The sequence below is a fragment of the Deinococcus malanensis genome (assembly GCF_014647655.1).
Taxonomy (GTDB): Bacteria; Deinococcota; Deinococci; order Deinococcales; family Deinococcaceae; genus Deinococcus; species Deinococcus malanensis.
This window is the reverse complement of the sequence record NZ_BMPP01000013.1, coordinates 26,051-46,986: the sequence shown is the minus strand read 5'-3', so window position 1 is coordinate 46,986 and position 20,936 is coordinate 26,051. Positions and strand designations below refer to the sequence as shown.

The 20,936-nt window shown below is 62.2% G+C and carries 21 protein-coding genes; 11 read left to right on the top strand and 10 right to left on the bottom strand.

All coding sequences use genetic code 11. The features are described 5' to 3' along the window. Positions 1-31 precede the first annotated feature (31 nt). Positions 32-235 carry a CopZ family metallochaperone gene (locus IEY49_RS14705; RefSeq protein WP_189010154.1) on the top strand — a complete coding sequence of 68 codons (204 nt, stop codon included), beginning with the start codon at positions 32-34 and terminating at the stop codon, positions 233-235. A gap of 61 nt (positions 236-296) precedes the next feature. Beyond that, entirely contained in the window at positions 297-560 is a 264-nt protein-coding gene (locus tag IEY49_RS14700; protein WP_189010264.1) for a metal-sensitive transcriptional regulator, read from the top strand. A 59-nt stretch (positions 561-619) separates the two neighbouring features. On the opposite strand, the gene IEY49_RS14695 is transcribed toward IEY49_RS14700, so the two are convergent. The 4 genes from IEY49_RS14695 to IEY49_RS14680 all read right to left on the bottom strand — a co-directional run bounded on the left by IEY49_RS14695 (position 620) and on the right by IEY49_RS14680 (position 4,630). Beyond that, positions 620-1,717, bottom strand: a complete 1,098-nt coding sequence (locus IEY49_RS14695) for a M23 family metallopeptidase (RefSeq protein WP_189010152.1) — start codon at positions 1,715-1,717, stop codon at positions 620-622. A gap of 26 nt (positions 1,718-1,743) precedes the next feature. Then, positions 1,744-2,691, bottom strand: coding sequence for an alpha/beta hydrolase family protein (locus IEY49_RS14690; protein ID WP_189010150.1), 948 nt, complete (start codon positions 2,689-2,691; stop codon positions 1,744-1,746). Further along, positions 2,688-2,912: a hypothetical protein gene (locus IEY49_RS14685; protein WP_189010148.1), complete on the bottom strand. Its 225-nt coding sequence runs from the start codon at positions 2,910-2,912 to the stop codon at positions 2,688-2,690. Before IEY49_RS14685 ends, IEY49_RS14690 begins: the two co-directional genes overlap by 4 nt. A 95-nt stretch (positions 2,913-3,007) precedes the next feature. Then, positions 3,008-4,630, bottom strand: a complete 1,623-nt coding sequence (locus IEY49_RS14680) for a bifunctional metallophosphatase/5'-nucleotidase (RefSeq protein ID WP_189010146.1) — start codon at positions 4,628-4,630, stop codon at positions 3,008-3,010. Positions 4,631-5,307: 677 nt separating this feature from the next. Between IEY49_RS14680 and IEY49_RS14675 the strand changes: the two genes are divergently transcribed. Then, the gene (locus IEY49_RS14675) at positions 5,308-5,517 is read left to right on the top strand and encodes a hypothetical protein (protein ID WP_189010144.1); all 210 of its coding nucleotides are present in this window, start codon (positions 5,308-5,310) and stop codon (positions 5,515-5,517) included. Positions 5,518-5,811: 294 nt separating this feature from the next. On the opposite strand, the gene IEY49_RS14670 is transcribed toward IEY49_RS14675, so the two are convergent. Further along, entirely contained in the window at positions 5,812-6,246 is a 435-nt protein-coding gene (locus IEY49_RS14670) for a hypothetical protein (protein WP_229780825.1), read from the bottom strand. Positions 6,247-7,576: 1,330 nt separating this feature from the next. Between IEY49_RS14670 and IEY49_RS14665 the strand changes: the two genes are divergently transcribed. After that, positions 7,577-8,896 carry an AI-2E family transporter gene (locus tag IEY49_RS14665; RefSeq protein ID WP_229780824.1) on the top strand — a complete coding sequence of 440 codons (1,320 nt, stop codon included), beginning with the start codon at positions 7,577-7,579 and terminating at the stop codon, positions 8,894-8,896. A gap of 287 nt (positions 8,897-9,183) precedes the next feature. On the opposite strand, the gene IEY49_RS14660 is transcribed toward IEY49_RS14665, so the two are convergent. Continuing rightward, on the bottom strand, positions 9,184-9,453 hold the full coding sequence (locus tag IEY49_RS14660) for a WGxxGxxG family protein (protein WP_189010140.1): 270 nt from the start codon (positions 9,451-9,453) through the stop codon (positions 9,184-9,186). Positions 9,454-9,488: 35 nt separating this feature from the next. After that, the gene (locus IEY49_RS14655; RefSeq protein ID WP_189010138.1) at positions 9,489-10,361 is read right to left on the bottom strand and encodes a DUF2382 domain-containing protein; all 873 of its coding nucleotides are present in this window, start codon (positions 10,359-10,361) and stop codon (positions 9,489-9,491) included. Positions 10,362-10,732: 371 nt separating this feature from the next. Here IEY49_RS14655 and IEY49_RS14650 point away from each other — a divergent pair, with 371 nt between their 5' ends. After that, positions 10,733-10,918 (top strand): hypothetical protein, encoded by a 186-nt coding sequence (locus IEY49_RS14650; RefSeq protein WP_189010136.1) that lies wholly within the window; start codon positions 10,733-10,735, stop codon positions 10,916-10,918. 116 nt (positions 10,919-11,034) lie between these two features. Here the strand turns inward: IEY49_RS14650 and chrA are convergent, their stop codons facing one another. Beyond that, the gene (gene chrA / locus IEY49_RS14645; RefSeq protein WP_189010134.1) at positions 11,035-12,429 is read right to left on the bottom strand and encodes a chromate efflux transporter; all 1,395 of its coding nucleotides are present in this window, start codon (positions 12,427-12,429) and stop codon (positions 11,035-11,037) included. Between the two features lie 368 nt (positions 12,430-12,797). On the opposite strand from chrA, the gene IEY49_RS14640 reads away from it, so the two are divergent. The 3 genes from IEY49_RS14640 (at position 12,798) to IEY49_RS14630 (ending at position 15,241) form a co-directional block, all read left to right on the top strand. Further along, on the top strand, positions 12,798-13,823 hold the full coding sequence (locus IEY49_RS14640) for a TerC/Alx family metal homeostasis membrane protein (protein WP_189010132.1): 1,026 nt from the start codon (positions 12,798-12,800) through the stop codon (positions 13,821-13,823). Positions 13,824-14,037: 214 nt separating this feature from the next. Beyond that, the gene (locus IEY49_RS14635; RefSeq protein ID WP_189010123.1) at positions 14,038-14,931 is read left to right on the top strand and encodes an aldo/keto reductase; all 894 of its coding nucleotides are present in this window, start codon (positions 14,038-14,040) and stop codon (positions 14,929-14,931) included. Positions 14,932-15,031: 100 nt separating this feature from the next. Then, positions 15,032-15,241, top strand: a complete 210-nt coding sequence (locus IEY49_RS14630; protein ID WP_189010121.1) for a hypothetical protein — start codon at positions 15,032-15,034, stop codon at positions 15,239-15,241. Positions 15,242-15,468: 227 nt separating this feature from the next. Here IEY49_RS14630 and IEY49_RS14625 read toward each other — a convergent pair whose 3' ends face one another. After that, complete coding sequence (locus tag IEY49_RS14625) at positions 15,469-15,831, bottom strand: HU family DNA-binding protein (protein ID WP_189010119.1); 363 nt, start codon at positions 15,829-15,831, stop codon at positions 15,469-15,471. Positions 15,832-16,251: 420 nt separating this feature from the next. On the opposite strand from IEY49_RS14625, the gene IEY49_RS14620 reads away from it, so the two are divergent. The 3 genes from IEY49_RS14620 (at position 16,252) to IEY49_RS14610 (ending at position 20,317) form a co-directional block, all read left to right on the top strand. Beyond that, a complete protein-coding gene (locus IEY49_RS14620; RefSeq protein WP_189010117.1) occupies positions 16,252-18,105 on the top strand; it encodes a winged helix-turn-helix domain-containing protein in 1,854 nt (617 codons plus the stop codon). Positions 18,106-18,613: 508 nt separating this feature from the next. Further along, entirely contained in the window at positions 18,614-19,027 is a 414-nt protein-coding gene (locus IEY49_RS14615; protein ID WP_189010116.1) for a response regulator, read from the top strand. A 243-nt stretch (positions 19,028-19,270) separates the two neighbouring features. Further along, positions 19,271-20,317 (top strand): chemotaxis protein CheB, encoded by a 1,047-nt coding sequence (locus IEY49_RS14610; protein ID WP_189010114.1) that lies wholly within the window; start codon positions 19,271-19,273, stop codon positions 20,315-20,317. A gap of 137 nt (positions 20,318-20,454) precedes the next feature. Here the strand turns inward: IEY49_RS14610 and IEY49_RS14605 are convergent, their stop codons facing one another. Beyond that, positions 20,455-20,895: a response regulator gene (locus IEY49_RS14605; RefSeq protein ID WP_189010112.1), complete on the bottom strand. Its 441-nt coding sequence runs from the start codon at positions 20,893-20,895 to the stop codon at positions 20,455-20,457. Positions 20,896-20,936 lie beyond the last annotated feature (41 nt).

The window sequence follows — 20,936 nt, the reverse complement described above, 5'->3', positions numbered from 1 at the left end:
CATCCCCCCTGCGGGGGTCTACCCTAATGACATGACGACTGAACTGATCGTGAGCGGAATGACCTGCGGACACTGCGAAACCGCCGTAAAGAACGCCCTCAAGGACGTCCCCGGAGTCGAGGACGTTCGCGTCGACCTGAAAGGTGGCACCGCGGCCGTGGAAGGCAACGCCGATGCCCAGGCCCTGATCGCGGCCGTCACTGAAGAAGGATACGGCGCCCAGGTCCGTCAGTAACGTGACGGTCGCGAAGGACAAAGCCGCCGCCTGTCACCCGCCGGCGGCCGGGCACCTGTGTATGCCCGAGGATTCCCGCAAACGTGCCGCACGCCGCCTGAAGATCGCCCGGGGCCACCTTGACAGCATCGTGGCCATGCTGGAAAAGGACGACGCGTACTGCGTGGACGTCCTGCGGCAACTCAAGGCCGTGCAGGGCGCACTGAGTGGGGCTGGCGAGGTTGTACTTCGTGGCCACCTTGAAGCGCACGTCGCCACCGCCTCCACCCGGGGCGACAGTGTCGAGATTGTCGAAGAACTGATGGAAGCCCTCAAGTACACCTGAGCGCACCTGAACACAGCAGCAGAGGACACTTCCGAAGAGGTGTCCTCTGTTTTGCAGCCCTACCTTGGCCAGAGGCGATTGATCCAGGCCGCCGGATCGGTTCCTTCTCCCCGGAGCCGCATCTCCAGATGAAGGTGCGCCCCGGTGCTCAGGCCGGTGCTGCCCACCTCACCGATTTTCTGACCACGCACGACTTTCTGCCCGACCTGAACCACCACGCGGCGCTGATGAAAATACATGCTCGACAGCCCGGCGCCGTGGTCGATCACCACCAGTCCTCCACGGACCGGGTACATCCCCGCCATGACCACCATTCCGTCGTTGACTGCACTCACCGGCGTTCCTGCCGGCGCAGGGTAATCCGTGCCGTAGTGAAACTGCACCGGTCCACCGACCACATAGGTGCGGGGCTGTCCGAACGCGCTGCTCTGGGCACGGATCTTCACTGCCTCCTGAAAGGGCTTGGACCAGACGGGGGCGGTGCGCCTTGTGTACGTCTGCTCCACGGCGGCGTCCTCGGCTTTGTGGGCGGGGTCCTTGAGCTTGTTGGTGACGCTCGGGGGCAACTTCAGCCGCTGAATCCGCTGGCCAAGCCCACCGACTGGAATGCTGCGCCGGACAATCTCCTGGCCGATCTGGACCTCATACTCCACTGGCGTCGTTTTTCCGAGGACCACCCGCCCCAGTACGATGAACTCATTTCCCACTGCGATCGGCGTGAGCACCTCAGCGGGCTGCCGCACATCCTCGCCGGTCTCGCTGGGAAAGCGGACCACGGCCTGCCCCGCGCGCGGACCACTGAGGCGCACCACGAAGGCGTCGCCCATCTTCAGGGTCGCCGGCGCGGTCACGTTCAGGCCCGCAATCGTGGCTCCGGCAGCCGCAGGGACTGGTGAACTACTGGTGCTCTCCCCGGGCAGCCGCAGGGTCTGCCCCACTTCGAGGGTCGTGCCTGTCAGGTCATTGAGGCGCAGCAGCTCGGCCACAGTGGTGCCGTGGGCCCGGGCAAGGCCGAAGAGGGTATCGCCCGGCCTGACGGTATACGCGCCGGCCACCCCCGACAGCAGGGCCGCCAGTAGACAGGCGCGGCCGGGCAAACGCTGACGCCTGGAAGCGGGGATGAAAGGTGATCGGTGCTGGGGTGAGTTGCTGGTCATGGGATTGACCTCCTGAAGGTGGGTGGTCAGAGGTTCTTGCGGAAGAACGCCACCGAACGTGCCAGGGCGGCGCCCAGGTTCCGGCTGAGATCGTGGTTGTCGTTCTGGTAGGTGTAGAGCGTGTGCGGTTGCCCCGCGGCCTTGAGGCCCCTGGCCAGCGCCTGCGAGAAGCTGTACGGCACGTGCGTGTCTGCGGCCGCGTGGTGAAGTTCCAGCGGACGCCCCTTCAGATCCTTCAGAAAGGCGTTCGGGGAGATGGCCTGGTACGCTTTCGGGTTGCGTTCCGGTCGGCCAAGCGTGGCAAGCAGTTTCTCGCGCGGGTCGCCAGGCGAGCCAGCGCCCCACCTGGGCAGGTCGTTGATCAGCATGTCGTATGGCGCTACAACTCCCGCCCAGATCACGCCGGCCTTGATCTGCGGGTCGATCACCATGGCCCGCAGTGTGATGTGTCCACCCATCGAATGGCCCCACATGCCCACGCGCGCCCTGTTGACGTTCGGAAGGGTCTTCAGTGAAGAAACGGCATTCAGCACGTCGGTGGTGTAGTCCGGCGTCCAGTACGCCGCGCCGACGGCCTGGCCCTGGGAGGTGCCGTGTCCACGGTAATCCGGCTTCAGCACCACGAATCCCGCCCTGGCGAACGCATCGACATAGGGGACGTAACGCTCGGTGGTGCGGTAGACCTCAGGCGGAATGTACCCGTGGTTGAACACCAGCGCCGGCCAGCCACCCTTGGGTGGCGTACCTGTGGGAACCGTCAGAAGCGCGTTGATCCGCAGTCCGTCGGACTGGTATGAGACGACACGCCGCTGATAGTTCGGGCCGGGCGCCAGGGCCTGCCGGGTGGTCAGGGCGCTGCCTGGGTAGGTGCGGGCCCGCATGCGTTCAATCGAGAGAGGCGATTCGCTGGCCTGGGCGCCGGCCCCACCAGCAAGGCCAGCCAGAACAAGCAACAGTCTCAGGGGAAGAATCATAGAGGCTCCTTTCCGCAGGTCATCTGCGTCATTGCCGGGCGTTCGGCACGGCGGTCGTGCGCGGGATCGGTCGCGTCCGCGCTCGACGCGACCACCAGAAATTCATGGCGCTTCAAGGTAGAGCGCACGGGGTGCAGGCATATGAAAGGGGCCAGCAGCGCCTGCTGAAACAGCACCACGCCAGTGGTGACCGAACATGTCATCAGGGCGAAACCCAGCACCGCGTGACTCACCTGAAAAAGCGCGCCGGCAGAGGCGCGCTTTCAGGAATTACAGGTGAGCTTCTTGTGCAGAAAGATTCTCTCGCGGAGGAGGCTCAGCTCCCGCCCACGGCCCGGATGCGCTGGCCGGTGGACGGAGTGATGGTGCCCACCTTCTGGATGTACTCCAGGACAACCTGCGCGTCAGGTTCACGGGTGGTGCCCTGCCCGTCGGCCAGCATGGTGTAGGCGTCGCCACCGGCGTTGATGAAGTCAGACACGGCCAGGGTATAGACCGTGGCGTCCTTCTGAATCGGCGCTCCGCTATCGAGGGTGACACTCACGATGCGGGAGCCCACCGGCTTGCTGACATCATAGGTAAACGAAAAGCCGGAGACCTGCAGGAAGCGCCCGTTGGCAGCCGGCAGGGAGGAGACGCTGTGCTCCAGCACGGCGTACAGCTGTGCGCCGGTCACAGTGCGGGTCACGACCGTGTTCCCGAATGGCAGGACGCTGTAGACGTCGCCTGCCACGACATCGTAGGGCGGGCCGGGCTGATAGCCGGGCGTGGGGCGGCGCAGGGACTTGTCCTGCGGCGTGTAGCTCGACGGCAGGGCGCTGCGAATACTGCCGCCGTTCTGGACCGCCAGCTGGGTGCCGTACCGGTCCCGGAATGCGTCCGCGATCAGGTTTCCAAGCGCGACCTCCCGGAGGCGTTCGATGTTGCTGCCGCGCGGGAACACGTCGGTGGCCACCCCGATCTTGCGGTCAAGCTGCTGGGCAAGTTGTGCCCGGTAGGGAGCGAGCACCTGCTCGACGGCCGGATCGGGCGTCACGCCTGTAGTGACGGGTTCCACGAAGGTGTTGGTGCGTTCGGTGACCTGCCCGGTGGAGCGGTCCACCGTAACGTTCACCTTGGAGTAGGTCGCGCCCTTGCTGAGGTTCTCCACGACCAGGGCGCCGTTGATGGTGGCGCTGAACTGCTCGTTGGTGTGGTCGCCGAAAATCACGTCAAAGCCGTTCACGCTCTTGGCAAAATCAATCAGCGGGCCGGTCTGCGCCTGTGTGGCCGGGTCCTTGCCCGTCACGCCCAGGTGGGTAATTGCCACAAAGACGCGTGCACCCTCTGCCCGGGCCATTTGACGGGCCTGGGTCGCCGCGGCCACCGGGTCCGTCACTTTGAGTGTTCCGAGCGCTCCCGGAGCAACCAGCGTGGGCGCTTCCGGGTTGGTGATCCCGATCACGGCCACCTTGACGCCGCCAACCGTGAAGATCTGATACCGCTTGACCTTGTTCAGGTTCGCCTCAAGGTTCTGCAGGTTGGCCGACACGTACTGGAATTTCGCCCGGTCAATCAGAGGCTGCAGGCCCTGAATCCCACGGTCAAAATTATGGTTCCCGAACGTATCGGCATCAAAGCCCATGACGTTCATCGCCTCAATGGCCGGAATCTCATTGAAGAAGCTCGACAGAGGCGGCGAACCGCCGTATGCGTCTCCACCGGTCAGAGTCAGGGTATTGGGATTGGCTGCCCGGTCCTGTTTGAAATAAGCACTCAGGGTGGCTGCACCACCGACGGTGCGTTGTGTGGCTCCGCTGCCCACGGTCAGCGGGTCAAGCTGCGCATGCCAGTCGGAGATGTTCAGCAACTGGATGGTCACCGGGTCGGGTGCCGAAACAGTGGCACAGGCGGTGACCATAAGGCTCAGGGTGGCAATTTTCAGGTAACGCATGGACATACGACCTCCTGGTTCCTCACGCCGGTCCAGAAGCAGGCCGAAGCGACGAGGCAACTTCAGTTTCAGGATGTAACAGCGGATGGAGCGACCTTGAGTTTACCCTTCTGGTGGCAACCTAATGTGAATGCGCGCGGATGAACCAACCATCCTTCGCATGTGCCCCACGCGGGCCAGTCAGTGGCCAGTCTCCGACAGGAACAGGCACGCTCTGACGCTGGGACAGGACGAGTAACTGACGCTCAGTGGCGACTCTTGCTCAGCTGGTGCTTCACCAGAGCCGACGTCCCGCGCTGGAACTGACCAGTGAAGGCGGCGACGTCTGCACGAATCTAGCACCCACCCGCCGAAGGTCAGCAGGCAACAGCAACCCCACGAAGGCGCCTCTGGAGATCCCACAATGCGTTGTATCGCTGGGCAGCAGGTGGCGTCTGATCAGGCTGAACTGAGTGCCTGCTTGGCTGCTTGGGCGTGGCCCTCCAGTTCCAGTCCACGCAGGATGACGATGACCGAGTTCACTATGGGTAGCCAATAGCCTTCTAGGCACCATGTTTCTGACGTCTGCACCGGCGGGCGTTGCGACTGCAAGGGGCTGGTTGTAAGGGAACTCCCCCGAGGAGTCACTGAAGTCAGGAGATTGGGCAGGTGACCATCTGCCTCACCCCTTGATATGGTAGGGAATGGAAGCGTCGAAGCTGGGCAGGGCGGCAATTCGCCACGTGGCACGGCAGGCGTATGACGGCGCAGTCAATCAGCAGGGCCACCATGAAGCGCTATGGCACGCACGGCGCGCAGGTACCCTGTTTGCCCATGACACCGGGGACGGCGAACTGGAGGATTACCTGCTCCAGCAGTTGGAGATGTACATCGCCGAGCTGAACGGCAGGTAAAAGTTCTGCGGCTGGGGTAGAGGTGCCTGACCGCCTTCACCCTGGCAGCTCAGAGCAGTACTCCGAATGGCGCCACCAGGAAGACGGGTTTTCAACGGCTCCATCCTCCTTCCCGGCCGGCAAAATCTCCTCGTTCCACCCGGTCAGGAAGGCGGCTTCTTTTTGACAAATGCTCTAGCTTTCTGCTCACCAAAACGTATCCTTCACAGGAAAGCCCAGCGTCCCCATCGCGTCAGCCTGGGGTGAAATGGACCTGGCCTGATCCAACTTGCGTAAAGTCAATCCCCATCCGGGTCAGCATGGCTTGATGCGGCCCAGCGCCTCGCAGAATCCCTTCACCGCAAAAACTTCCGTAAGCTCCGACATCCCCAGCCGGGGAATACGCAGGGTCACACGCTCCGCAGCGTGGCGGAACGCTTCGAGCATCACCCCATCATTCTCGAACGCCACCGATTCGAGCACCTCTTTTCCACCCTCGCTGAGCATCCCGGTCACCTTGACGGTTTTCAGCTGCTGCGCGTCCACCTGGTACACCACCAGGGGGTACAGTTCCATCTCCCGGGTTGCTGGGGTCAGCAGCGGATTCCTGCCGTGGAAATACGCCTGCATCACCCTTCCCTCGCAGGCAAAGCGCACAAAGGTCTCGCCGGTGGTGTCGTTCACTTCGAAAGTTCGGATCATGCTGCGGTTGTCGGTGGTGACCGAGTCCCGGGCAACAAAATAGTTCACATTGGTTCCAGAAATCCTGAAAGCTGTAGCTTCCTCGAAACCGATAACCAGAAGGCCCAGCACGGCGCACCCCCAGCACGAAATTCATGCCTGGAGCTTAGCGACACAAACGCTGCGCACATACCAAGGCAAGACTTTGTGGTCTGGTGGTGGTCACCCCCGGAGATGAGGCCCATGTCGCGCGAGACCGGGTTTCAGGCGTTGCTGAAGATCACGCCCAGGAGGACCCGCCTGAGCCTTCCGGAGAAAACTTTCTGGCGCCCAGCCAACTTGCGCGTGCGGTCCGGAATTTGATCGGGTCCGCCCACCGAACCTGGCCAGAGTGGTGGGGACCCCCATAACCTGAATGCGGCGTTGACGGGACCACATGCCTCGTCCAGCAGCAGTCCTACCCTCACTGCATGCAAATGAGCGACATTCAGCCAGCGGCCGGTGCCCACGGGGTGACTCAAGCCGACCTCGACGCCTTCGAAGCCGCCCGCGGCATCACGCTGTCTGATCGCCACAGGCACCTGCTGCTTACCCAGGATAGAGGGCTTCTGCCTGCATGCCACGTTCCGATTCCCGACGCCCCGGTGTGCTCTGCCCAGCCCACGTTCTGGCCTGAGCAGTGGGGAACTGGAGGACGAATACGACTGGTACGGAGAGATCATCGGCCGTGACCTCGTCCCGTTTTGCTCGGATCCGGCCGGCAGCGTGTTCTGTTACCGGCTGGAACCGTCGGGCACAGAACGCATCTATTTTGCAAGCCTGCCTCACAGCCGGGAGGACGAGTAAGGCCGGTTGATCTATCCGCTGTACCCCGTCGCCGAAGGACTGGACAACTTCATCGCGCGGATCCGGCGGGACCACCCCTCTCTCTGAGCAATCACTGCGGACCCAGTTGTTGAAGTTTCTGGCCCAGAGTTCGTTTACAGGCGTGCCTAAGCAGGTCCAGCGCGTGGTACCAAAGAACCCGGATAGTTACCTTTCTCCCGCAGTCAGGAGCGGGATCAGATCCAGGATGCAAGAGAAAAGCCAGCCGCCCGTTCTCCGAAAAATCCTCTTATGTCCGGAGTCCTTCCAACATCGGTGATCCCAGCGGTGGACCTGGGCTCGCCGTCATGAGGTCCGGTAGGCTTGCATGGCGCTGATGGGCAGGACTGAGCATTCAGATGCACTTTGACGCCCGGCCTTGACCTGGCAGCGAATGATGCTTCAGTGGCCCAGCTGCAAATCAAGCTGCTTTTGGCCTGTCGCCCTTGGGCCCGGCTCCCCCCGACAGGCCCGGCCGAGGCACCGCATGGCTTAAGACCACATCAGGCGGGAGTCGTCATCATGAGACTCATCTATGACCTTTCAGCGCAATACGCCAGCCCCAGGACCATCCGGCATGCCTCGCGCCGGCATTCAGGTGGTGAATCTTCTGCCCGTCGCCCTGGGCGTCATCGGGGTGCTGCTGACCCTCAGTTTCTTTGGAAAGGTCGGACCGGCCGTCCTGGCGATCATCCTGGCCCTGATTCTGGCCACCGCCCTGAACCCGGTTGCACGCTTCCTGGAACGCTGGATGCCGCGCGCTGCCGCGGGTATGGCCACCGTGCTGCTGGTCCTGGCCGCGCTTGCACTGCTCGCTTTTCTGGCCGTGCCGCCGGTGGTGACGCAGCTGGGCCAGCTCTCCGGCAGCCTGCCCAGCACCGTCCCCGAACTGGAAAAACGCATCAACTCGGTGGTCTCCGGGTACCCGGCCATCAGCGGCGCGCTGTCTGAGGACACCATTCACGGCCTCGTTCAGCAGGCCACATCCTTCACCACCCGGGCAGCCCGCGCGCTGCCGAACCTGGTAGGCACTGCTGTGGGTGGGCTGTTTCTCGGTGTGGTGACGCTGGTGATGGTGGTGTTTGTGCTGAGCAACCCCGTGCCGCTGGTCAATGGGGCGCTGGGCGCCGTCCCACCCCGGCACCGTCTGAAGGCGGCGCGTGCTCTTGCCCAGGTACTCAAGCAGCTGGGCGACTGGGGCCGGGCCACGGTCCTGATCATGCTGGTCACGGGCGGGTTCATGGCGCTGGGTTTGATGCTGCTTGGTGTGGAGAACTGGCTGGTGTTCGGCCTGCTGGCGGCGCTGGGAGAACTGGTGCCGAACCTGGGGCCCATCGTGGCGTCACTGCCCCCAATCCTGTTCACCCTGGCCGATGACCCTCAGAAAGCCGTGTACGTCGCGGTGTTCTCACTGGTGTTCCAGCAGGTCGAAGGCTTCATTCTGGCGCCATTCCTGCTGGGCGGCGCCGGGAAACTGCACCCGCTGTCGGTCACGGTGGGTGTCCTGTTGTTCGGCAGTGTGTTCGGCCTGGTCGGTGCATTCCTGACGGTGCCTTTCCTGATCATCCTGAAGGCGATGTACCAGGAGTTCTACCTGCAGGACGCTCCAGACATCCCGGACGCGGTCGCCATGGCCCTGATCAGCGGTAAAGTCGAAGAGCAGCTCGAACGTGAGGATCAAGAGCGTGAGGCGGCTGTCAGGGCGGTGCAGGAAGCGCGCGACGCGGAACTGGTGCGCCAGGCCGAGGATGGGGAGCTGAATCTGGCCGCCGCGCTGGATGCACAGGACGGTGGCCATGGGACGGCGGACACCGGCCGTTCTCCCCAGAGCAGGCAGGGGCTCGAGTCCAGCTGAAGACTTCAGGAGCAGAGCAGCTTCAGGGACATACATTCAAAAAGTCCCTGGACCTTCCAGTTTCCAGAGTGAAGTCCAGCCGTGTCTGTGTGTCTATAGCTGTATCTGCCGGTCGTCAATCGAAATCCTGACGAAGGTTCCGTTCCGGTATATGGGAGCATGGGCGGAAGGGCCTGGCGGCCCCGGGGTTCTATAAACAAGGCCTGTCGGGGACCGCTGCGCTACCGTTGCCCTGCAAAAAAATGACGGCCCGAAGGCCGCCTGGAGTTCAGATTCAGTTCTGGGACTCAGCTTTTGCGTGGACCGTCGGTCGGTCCGCCCAGGCGAACTTCGGTGCGGGCTTCAGGCTTGCGGTTCATCAGGCCAGCAAGCCCGAGAAGTCCCAGAAGCCCCCAGGGAAAGCCCGGACCCCGGTTTTCAGTCTGTGTGGTTTCGGTGGTAGCGGTTTCGGTAGTTGTGGTCCCGGTGGTGTCGTCGCCTGTTTGCGCCGATGCACCCATGGGTACGGCGACCAGAGCCAGGGTTACGACAAGGGATTTCAGGTGGTTGTGGGTCATGAGATCTCCTGTAGGGCGAGGCGAGGCCTCAGTGCTCAGCTGTTGCGGTCGCGGCGGTCGTCTAGCGTGCCGTTGGTCTGAACTTCACCGGACTTGTTGACGTCCAGCACTTCGCGGCCCACTTCAGCGGTGTGCGTTTCCGTCTCGGTCACGGTGCGTTTGCCTACCGAAACCTCTTCTGTCACGAAGGCCTGCTTGCCGATGTTGGCACGCTCGGCTTCGACGTCGACCCGCACCGTGGTGTTGTCGCCCAGATGAACATTGCCCTCGACCGGGCGGGCGTCACTCACTGCATGGCGTTCGATGACCACTTCCTCGTGCTCCAGGGGCACAGAAACATTTTCCTGTCGGGTTTCGACGTGCTTGCCGATCTGGACGCTGCCGGCCAGGTAACGCTCTTTGTTGACCGAAAGGCGTTCTTCGAGCAGCTGGAGGCGCTCGGGCGTCTTGAACATCCGGTCGCTGGTGTCCTCGTCGCGGTAGTTGTAGGCGCGCTGGGTGGTATCGGTCGTGGTGGCCATGGCTGCGGTCCCCGCCATGTTCCCCTGACCACGCAGGACACGTTCATCGTTGCTCTGGTGCTCGAAGGTGTATTCCTCGGTGTCGCTGTACCGGTGCAGGCTGGAATACTGACCCTGAGACAGGTCATCGAAATACACGCCATCGTTCTCGATGCGCGCCAGACCGATGGGGATCAGGGCCGAGCCGTTGATGTTGCCGCCATCCTGATCAACCACCAGGTAGCGGATACGGCCCTGAGTATCGTCCACCAGGGCGTCGGCGACCCTGCCGATGGTCTGGCCGCCGCTCATGTAGGCGGGCTGACCAACAGGATTATGAATTCCAGCTTGCTGGAAGTCCTGGCTATGGCGGCTGGAGATCTCTGACAGTCGATGCAGGTGCGGCATGTTGGTCTCCTTGGTGACGCTGAATTTTGTCCCGCGCATTGTGAACTTGCAAAAACACCGCGACCTGAGAAGGTCGGAAATTGACGTTCATGATGAGCGGATCGTACAGAGGCAACCAAGAGCGTCGGGCAGGCACGGGCTTAGGCCGTGCGGGCCAGAGTCCACCGCCGACGGAATAAAAGCCCGGCCAGAGTTGAGGAAACACGCTTCAAACCAAGTCCGTGGCATCAGAAGCGCGACAGTCACGCAGAAATTTGTTCACCTCCACTCTCCGTTTCTGAGGTGCTGGCACTACGCCGTCAAGCGCCGCTGCACCCAGGGCGATACACCAGCGGATTCATCCCACCGGCACCCGCAAGTAAGAGGTCAACATGGTTCTGCGCTGGCTGGAAGACAAGGTCTTCCACGAGGCACTCCCAGCTTGGGGAACCCACCGGAAGGTCCATAAAGGATTTGCAATCCCGACCTCAGCAGATGACATTCTGCTCTGTGGCTTCCGTTTCAAGCAGCGCCGCGAGCAGCACGCCGACCCATCTGAACCGTATGTCCCGCTGTGATGTTTCCCCAGAAGACGCGGAGGACTCAGGTCTTTTTCTGCTCCTCCTGCGAGCAGGCCGTCTGACTTGCGGGCCCCAGCAGGAAGCAAGAGCATCTGCGGTTAAGGTGACTCCGGTCAGCCGGACGAGGGGATGAGCAGAACGTAGGCTGCGCCGAGCAGGGTGGTCAGGGCCAGGGTCGGAATGGTCCCCAGATTGAAACGGAACAGGGCGATCCCCGCGATGACCGAGAGGACCAGGGAGGGCACACTCAGGGTGGTCCAGTCCGGCGTGTACAGCCGCAGCGGTCCTAGATGCGTTTCTCCGACTTTCGAGAACAACGTATTCAGGGCAAACCACACGCTGAGGTTGAGGATGACGCCCACTACCGCCGCCGTAATCGCCGTCAGCGCCCCGGACAGGGCTTTGTTTCCACGCAGCTGCTCGATGTACGGCGCACCCAGGAAAATCCACAGGAAGCACGGCGCGTACGTCGCCCACGTCACGACAAAGGACGCCAGGATGCCCGCCGCGAGTGGGGTGAGGCTCTCCGGGTCCCGGAAAGCGCCCAGGAAGCCCACGTATTGCACGACCTGAATCAGCGGCCCCGGCGTGGTCTCGGCCATTCCCAGGCCGTTGAGCATCTCGCCGGGCCTGAGCCACCCGAACACCTGCACCGCCTCCTGGGCCACGTAAGCCAGCACCGCATAGGCGCCGCCGAAGGTCACCACCGCCATCTGACTGAAAAACTTTGACATCTGCCAGAAGACGCTGCTGAAGCCGAACAGCGCCCCGACCAGCAACAGGGGGCCGAACCAGGAGGCCAGTCCAATGAAAGCAATTCGAAAGAAGCGGTTCCAGCTTGGAGTCACCCGCATGGCGGTTTCTGCGGTGATGACCGCGTCCCTGACCTCGTCACCATGTGCGCTGCTGCCGTGACCACCGCCGCCCTGGAACACTCCGGGACGGACCCGGCTGCCGAAAAATCCGATCAGCCCGGCGCCCAGGACCACTAGGGGAAAGGGAACATTGAAAAAAAAGATGACTATGAAAGCCAGTCCAGCCAGCATGACCAGCAGGGGGTGCTTGAGGGCCCGTTTCCCGATCCGGATCACCGCGTCAAGCACGATAACCAGCACGGCGGCTTTCAAGCCGAAAAAAACAGCCTGTACCAGGGTTGTTTCCTGATACAGCGCATAGATGATGCTGAGCACCAGGATGGACAGAAACCCCGGGAGGACGAACAGGCTCCCGGCGACGATGCCTCCCCTGGTGCCGTGCAGCAGCCAGCCGATGTAAATGGCGAGTTGCTGGGCTTCCGGGCCGGGAAGCAGCATGCAGTAGTTCAGCGCGTGGAGGAAGCGCTCCTCGCTGATCCAGCGTTTCTCGTCGACCAGAATGCGGTGCATCACGGCGATCTGTCCCGCAGGGCCGCCGAAGGATTGTGCGGCGATCCGGGCCCAGACTGCAGTCGCCTCGGAAAAGCTCACCTTCCGCTCGGTGGGGACGGGGCTATCGAGCGATTGCGTCAAGATAATCCTCCTGATATCAGTGCACCATACATGACAGCAGATTCAGAGTGGTCCTTCCCCGCGTAGCGTCCATGACGGCAAGTGGACCCACTTGCCGTCATGTCAGCCCAACGAAGAGTAATGCTGTTTACAATTCTGAGCATGCATTCTTGATGTACTGTTCTCAATTCCGGGGGAGTACGCCGCCCTGCCCTTGACCAGGCAGGGAGTGCGAGAACGTCATTTCGGGCGGCAATGCTGCCCCGTTCCGTACAGCAAGGGCCAGACTCGGACAGAACCGCCTCACGGTGCCTGTCCGGGTCTGGCCTTATGCCAGACCCCGAAGTCAAGTGACCTGTGCGGCGCTTCCCTTCAAGGAGCGCAAACTGATGGAATTTTTCTTTGACCTGTGGCTTGGCAAACCCACCTGGATGTGGCTGATGTTCATCATCCTGGTGGTTGCCCTGCTCGCCTTTGACCTCGGCGTTCTTGGCAAGCGCCGCCAGTCCCGGGCTGCGGCCTCAGGCGCCGAGCATCCCCACGAGATTGGCGTCAAGGCCAGCCTGCAACTCAGCCTCTTTTACATCGGCGTCGCCCTTCTCTTCGGCGTTTGGGTATGGAGTGCACTCGGCGCCCAGAGCGGAATCGAGTACTTCACCGGTTTCGCCGTGGAGAAGGCGCTGGCGCTGGACAATGTCTTTGTCATTAGTGTAATTTTTGGGGCCCTGGCTGTTCCGCGGCATCTGCAGCATCGGGTGCTGGTCTGGGGCATTCTCGGTGTCATCGTGTTGCGCGGCCTGATGATCGGCCTGGGCACCGCGCTGGTCACCCAGTTCGACTGGATCATGTGGGTCTTCGGTGCCTTCCTGCTTCTGACGGGCATCAAGCTGCTGCTGACCAAGGGAGGCCATACCAGCGCCCCTGATCTTGAGCGTCATCCTGTGGTACGGGCACTCAAGCGAGTTCTTCCCGTCAGCCCCAAACTTGATGGCCAGAAATTCCTCACCCGGATGCCTGATGCAGCGGGTCGGATGCGCCTTCACGCCACGCCTCTACTTCTGGCGCTGGTTCTGGTTGAAGCCGCCGACCTGGTGTTCGCGGTGGACTCGATCCCGGCCATCTTCGCCATTACGCAGGATCCATTCCTGGTGTACACCAGCAATATCTTCGCGATTCTGGGTCTACGGGCCCTGTACTTCGCCCTGGACGCACTGATTCACCGCTTCGAAGCTCTCAAGCCCGCCCTGGCCCTGGTACTGGTCTTTATTGGCGGCAAGATTTTCTACACCCAGCTGTTCGGCAAGATGGACCCGGCGTTGAGTCTGGCCATTACCCTCGGCATCCTGGCAGGTGGCGTTCTGGTCAGTCTATGGAAAACCCGTGGCCCACGGCCTGAGATGCAGGCTGGCAGGTAACGGGAATCCTGGAGGTTCTTAGGCGGAAAAGAGGGTACGTCTGCGATTCACGCCGTGGCGAAGGTTCCAGCAGACTCCGGGAAATACCGATCGCAAAAGCGTGGCTGAGCATGGTCCGTCTGGTGTCCCTGTGTGGCGCAAGCAGCCTGTCCAGTCCGCTTCACCTGCCTGTTCAGCGCTGCGTCCACCTGTTCAGCACTGCACAATGCGGAACATGGAACAAAGGGCATTTGGAACGACCGGCCTGAGTGTCAGCGTGCTGGGACTCGGAGCGGGGCAGGTGGGTGCCGCAAGCCTCAGCGAGGAGGCGGCAGGGACCCTGCTTAACCGCGCGCTCGACCGTGGCATGACACTGGTGGACACGGCACGGGGCTATGGCCTGAGTGAGGAACGCATCGGCCGTCACCTCGCGCACCGCCGGAACGACTTCATCCTGAGCAGCAAGGGAGGGTACGGCGTTGAGGGAACCGAGGACTGGACGCCGCTGGTCATCCGGCGCGGCATCGAACAGGCTCTGCAGCGGATGAGGGTAGACTGGATCGATATTTTTCACCTGCACTCGTGCCCGCTGGACGTCCTGAAGCGAGAAGACCTGCTCGGTGCCCTGGATGACGCCCGCGAGGCCGGATATATCCGGGTCGCCGCGTACAGCGGCGAGAACGAGGCGCTGGCCTGGGCCGTGAATTCCGGGCGGTTCGGCTCGGTGGAGACCAGTGTCAACCTCGCTGACCAGTGGAGCCGTCATCATGTCCTGCCGCTGACCTCGGAGCGCGGCCTGGGCGTGATCGCCAAGCGTCCGATCGCCAACGCGGCCTGGCGCTTCACAGAGCGGCCGGCAGGTGACTACGCCGAAATCTACTGGGAACGCCTGCAGGCCATGAACCTGGACGCGGTCCGTCAGCAGGCTGGTCTTGACTGGGCCAGCCTGGCACTGCGTTTCAGCGCCTATGCACCAGGAGTGCACAGCGTGATCGTGGGCACCGCCAACGTCGAGAATCTGGAGCGCAACGTTCGTCTGGTCGAGGATGGCCCACTGCCCCTGGACGTGCTGACCTGGATCGAGGCCGCGTGGGCCGAGCATGGCCGGGAGTGGCCGGGTGAGGTCTGATCCGGGAGCCGGTGGGGGCCGCGCGCAGGCAGCAGGCATACGCGCTGCACCGGCCGACCTGCCTGCGCACTAAGCGGGTGGGTGCCGGGTACAGTAGGGAATGGACGAGCATCAGGTGCAGCCCTACGTCGAAGCGCTTCAGGAACGAGGATGTCTGGTGACCGAGCACCCGGACGGGCGGTATTCGGTCACCCTGCCGGATGGCGAGACTATCGAACCGGGTAACCCTTCCGTGCATCCCCACAAGCCCTGGAGCGCACTGATCGAGGCGTGTGACCGGCTGAACGTGACGGTTGCCTTCGGAGAATAACCGTACAGGGATTGCTTTCACGGGACACCATCAGCTGGCCGGCCTGGGCAAGACGTTCCAGACCAGCCTGAACTGACGCGGAAGATTGATCTTTCTGTGGGCGGCCTGCGGTTAGGATCCACCTGTCATGACGCCCGAGTTCGCCAGTCTTCCGCCTGGAAACAGGTCGCGTTCGACCCGCATGAAAAACCCCCTCTCACGGAGGGGGCTTCTGGGTCTGCAGTTGCTTACAGGGTGCCCTTGAGGGTGCTGGCGACCTTAAACGCAAGCTTCTTGCCAGCAGGAATCTGAATGCGCTCACTGGTGCCAGGACGCACGCCGGTGCGGGCGGCCGTTTCGCGGACGCTCAGGGTGCCCAGGCCGGGCAGACCGACACTTTTGCCACTGCGCACCGCTTCAACAATGCTCTCAAGCATGACGCTGACCGCTTCCTCACTCTGCTTTTTGGTCAGGCCAGCCTTATCGGCGACAATGTCGACCATCTGGGTTTTGCCGATCTTGGTCTCGGCGGGTGCAGCACCCTTCCTGGGGGCGGCTTTCGCGGCGGCAGCGGGCTTCTTGGCGGGGGCCTTCGTGGATTTTTTCGTCATACGTGCAGTGTGAGGGAGTGCACGGTTCAAATGCAAGAGGGTGACCGGCGTCATGGGCATACCTGCACTGTGTGCAGTTCAGTGATGCAGCGTATGGCTGTGCCGCTTTCAGCAAACCAGGTCATGCGTCTGAGCCGGTCAGTGGCCCGCTGAAGTGATGTGGAGATGCGCGCAGGAACACTGTCCTGTAGGCAGCATAACGTCATGATGGCTGGAGGTCAGGCGACAGGGCAGTGCAGCAGCGCCTGGAAAGTCGATTTGGGGCGGTTTTCCTCCACTGACGTGATCAGTAAATATTGACCAGCTCATTGACAGGCTGTAACCCAGATTCGACGACGGAGATATTCATCCTCCAGGGTATCCGCCGGGGGGGTGCCCTGTGGTATTCCAGCGGGAAAGTCCACTGGATACAGTAAAGGCGTGAGTGCTCCTCTTCCGCACGATGAATTCAGGCGTCTGGAAGCTCTCGCCCGGTACGCGGTACTCGATACGCTTCCCGAGCCATGTTTTGACCGACTGACCCAGCTGGCCGCGCGGCTGTTCAAGGTGCCGGTCGCCCTGATCAATCTGGTCGATCAGCACCGGCTGTGGGCCAAAGCCTGCTTCGGAACCACCTCCCGTGAGCTGGATCGCCCGACCTCGTTCTGTGCCTACACCATTTTGTCCGAGGAGCCTCTGGTGATTCCCGATGCGACGCAGGACACCCGGTTCCGCAGCAGTCCGCTGGTCGACGGCCCGGCCCATGCCCGCTTCTACGGAGGCGCGCCGCTGATCACGCATGATGGTTTCCGGATTGGAACCCTGTGCATTCTTGACCAGAAGCCCCGGGCCAGTCTGACTGCTGAGGAACGGGCCACGCTGGGGGATCTGGCTGCGCTCGCCATGGACGAACTGGACTTGCGCCTGGCCAAGCAGAGTCTGGAAACCGAGTCCCAGGCCAAAACCCAGATGCTGACGGACCTGCGCCGCGCCACCGACACGGCACAGACCCTCGCTGCGGTGACCGAACTCGCGACCTACGATCTGGACCCGGACGAGCTGGTCAAGACCATGGGGCAACTTCTGGCACAGGCGACGGACGTGCAGTGGATGGGCGTGCATGCAGAGGACCAACCTATTGCCGTGGATGACCCGGCCTGGCATGGACCCGGTGCGTCGCCCGCGTTCATCGAGCAGATGAAACTTGATCACAGTCATCCAGACCGCAGGCGCCCGGCGGTGACCGGAGGCAAACCTCTGTTTCTGAGTGTTCAGGACCAGGACGCTGGTCCCACGGCCCTGCTTTCCGCCGGGGTCCGAAGTGCGGCCTGGCTTCCCCTCACGACAGTAGAGGGAACGCGGCGTGTAGCATCGTTCGCCCGCTTTGGTGAAGCCACCGCCTGGCATCCATGGGACAGACAGCTTCTGTCCACGTCGGCGCACATCCTGAGCCTCACGCTCTCACGGCGCGAACACCAGTCGCGCCTGGAAGCAGCCAGGGAGAGACATCACCTCCAGCAGCCTGGCAGCCGACAGGAGCTGGAGCGGGTTCTGGTGCGTCACAGCGGGCCGGGCGCCCCCTCTTTCCTGGTGCTGTTCTGCCTGGAAGGTCTTACCCGGGACATCGCGCTGGAGGAGAAATGGTGGGCGCAGGTGTGGAAGGTCGTTCTGCAGGGCAGTCCTGGAAGGCAACGAAGCCTGTACCGCTACGATGAGCACAAGTTCGCCATGCTCATGGACGGAAGTGCTCAGGACGTAGACGTGGTCCTGAGCAGCCTCGACGCTGCGGCAACCCTGTTCGAGACAGGACCTTCAAACCTGGTCAGGATGCGCCTGGGGGCTGCACCCATTCCTGAAGGCCTGCAGGACCCGGCAATGTTTCTGAATATTGCTGAGGCGGGCCTGAGCGCCCCCAGACGCGAAACCCCAGATGAAGGACAGCCTGCGGCAGACGATACCCTGGCTTCTGCAGGTCTTCAGTCACATGGTGGCGTGACGCTCGACCAGCGCCGGCGTGAGGTGACTTCCGGCCGCCAGACCGTGAGATTGAGCAGACAGGAGGCGGCACTGCTCTGCGCGCTGATGAAGCAGCCTCACCGGGTGTTCTCCCGCGAAGCCCTTGCCAGGGAGGCCTGGGGAGAGACTACTGGGGCAAGCACCAACCTCGTGAACGTGCAGGTCTTCAATCTCCGCCAGAAGCTGGCGGTCCTTGGGCTGGGACCCGTCGTTCAGACAGTTCGTGGGCTGGGGTACTCCTTTCAGGTCACCCAGGATGAAGCGTCCCTGCCCCGCTGACAGAACCTCAGGTACGGTGAAGGCCAAAAAGGACCGATAGGCGCTTAGGCGAACTCAATCCATGTTTCTTTGGCCCTGCCTTTTGGGCAGCTGGACAGGCCGCACAAGCCGTTTCCATATGTGGGCACAACGAAAGTGCGGCAGGGTGCACAGCAGGGAATGGCTGCCATGGACGCGTGCAGCTGTCTGCTCCTTTCCCGATCCTCTGGGGACTCCTTTGAAAATGGCCCTTGGGTTGAGGTAATTCATCACCGGGTGCCCACTTTTCCGACGCCCTCTGTTCTGATGCTGGCCGGGATCATGCCGCCCTCTGCCTGGGCGTCCTTGCAGGCCAAGCGGGACGCCCCCGGCCACTGCTTTTGGCACTTCTGGCGCCCGGCATTGGTGCTGTGGGCACTGTGTTGTGGTCTGCTGCCGTTCGGTGCACGTCCTGCACCCCTTAAAATGTCCAGCCCGGAGTGTGAAGAAGGCTTCATAGTTTCCCTTAGCCTGTCTTTACGTTAATGGTATGGACTCCCTGCGGCATTTCCTGCTGATCGATGACAACGTGGCGGACCAATTGTTGGCTGAAGAAGCGTTTCAACAGCTCTGTCCGGAGTGCACCCTGACCTGCGTCACCCACGGACAGACGGCTCTGGAGATGCTCAGGGCAAAGGTCATCGACCCGGACGTCATTCTCCTGGACATCAACATGCCCGGCATGAACGGCTTTGAAGTGCTTCAGGCCCTTAAAGCCGACCCTGAGCTGGCCTGGCTGCCGGTTGTCATGCTGTCCACCTCAAGTGCGAAAGCGGACATCCGGGAGGCTTACATCCTGCATGCCAGCTCATATCTGGTCAAAGCGGGAAATTTTGAACACTTCCTGCAGCAGATCGACACGTTTCTGGGCTTCTGGCAGAAGTGCCGCGTCATTCATACCTGAACTCACTGGGTCAGGACCCTGGAGTGTGCTGCCTGGCGGGGCGAAGGGTTCCTTGACCCCGACTCCGGTGGGAGGCGACGAAGCCAGGGCAGCCAGTCCAGGCAGAGCAAGGTTTGAAAGCCCACAGTCGACTTTCAGGAGCCGGGAATGACATCCAGTCCCGGCGTCGCCAGAAGCACAAAGTGCCGAACCATAACCCTGTCTCTTTTTCAGAATTCCCCAGGTGCAAAATACTGAGTGCAGATGACGGATTTTCCAATAGTCGTGATCGGGGCATCATCCGGCGGCGTCACCGCCCTGATGAAGCTCTGTGCCGGGCTGCCCAGTGACTTTCCAGCTGCGGTCCTGGTGGTTCAGCACCTCTCCCCCCGGCATCCCAGCATGCTTCCACGAATCCTGAGCTCCGCCGGTCCCCTGCATGCACTTCATCCGCGAAGCGGTCAGAGCTTTCACCGCGGAATGATCTACGTGGCTCCGCCTGATCACCACATGCTGGTTGAAGGAAACACCCTGCTCCTGACCAAAGGTCCCAAGGAGAATCGCTCGCGTCCCAGTATTGATACCCTCTTCCGTTCGGCGGCGCTCACGGCTGGTCCCAATGTGATCGGTGTGGTGCTGACTGGCCTGCTGGACGACGGCACCTCCGGCCTGCATGCCGTCAAATGCCGCGGCGGAGTGACGATTGTGCAGGACCCTGACACGGCGGAGTTCGACTCGATGCCCCGGAGTGCCCTCAGCAGCGTCGAAGTGGACCATGTGGTCCCCCTGGCAGAACTGGCGACTCTCCTGACCACCCTGGTCCAGGACATGACCAGGACCCAGCCCGTAGGAAGGCCCCGTATGACCGAACAGGAACAACACCGCCTGAAGGTGGAAGTGGGTATCGCACGTGAAGAAAATGCCTTCAGGCAGGGAGTGAGTGGCCTTGGGACACCGTCACTGCTGACCTGCCCGGAGTGTCATGGCGCCCTGATCCAGATTGAGGAGGGCAAGGTCGCGCGTTACCGGTGCCATACCGGGCATGCCTACACCGCGGACGCCCTGCTCTCGGAGGTGTCGGAGTCGATCGAGGACAAGGCCTATCAGGTACTGCGGACGCTGGAAGAAGCCGTCATCCTGCTTACGCATCTGAGCGATCAGAGCACCGCTCAGGGGGACACTCAGGCTGCTGCGGCTTTCCTGGCCAGAGCCCGTGAGATCGAGTCCAGCAGTGAAGGGGTCCGGAGGCTGGCACTCAACAATCAGCACCTTAGCGTGGAGAATATCCAGTACCCGGCTTCAGAGGATTGAGAGGGACCTCGCCCTGAATGCTGCGGCCTGAAGGATCCGGCCCAGGCCGAAAGGGCTCGCAGGGCAGCAGATCCCAGAACATGCGCTTCCCGACCTGGAGTGGTCAGGCAGGGAATCTGCGTCCAGCCGCCGTACCTTCAGGCCAGGGTCTGAAGAGGAGCCGTCGCGTGATACCAGCGCACCAGATCCAGCATCTGCTGAACGTAGGCCTCGAATCCTGGGGCCTTGACCATATACCCGTGAACCTGCAGGGCCCGTGCCTGCTCCCGGTCCTGCTGGGCACCTGAAGTGGTCAGGATGATGACCGGAATGCGGGTCAGGGCGGCGTCCGCACGCAGGGCTTCGAGCACCTCGAAGCCGTGCATACCGGGCATATTGACGTCCAGAAGAATCAGGTCAGGCTGCAGGCCGGCCCACAGCATCTGCAGGGCCTCGATTCCGCTGCCGGCCAGGGTGAGCTGAGAGCCGGGAGCCACATCCAGCAGCGCCAGCGTGGTCAGTTCGCGGTCAAGAGGGTTGTCGTCGATCAACAGGATATGCGGGGGGGAAGTGCGGCAGGACTGAGGTGTAGGACGCATGTACTGCCTCTCAGTAGGCATGGAAGGCCTGATGCGGGTGT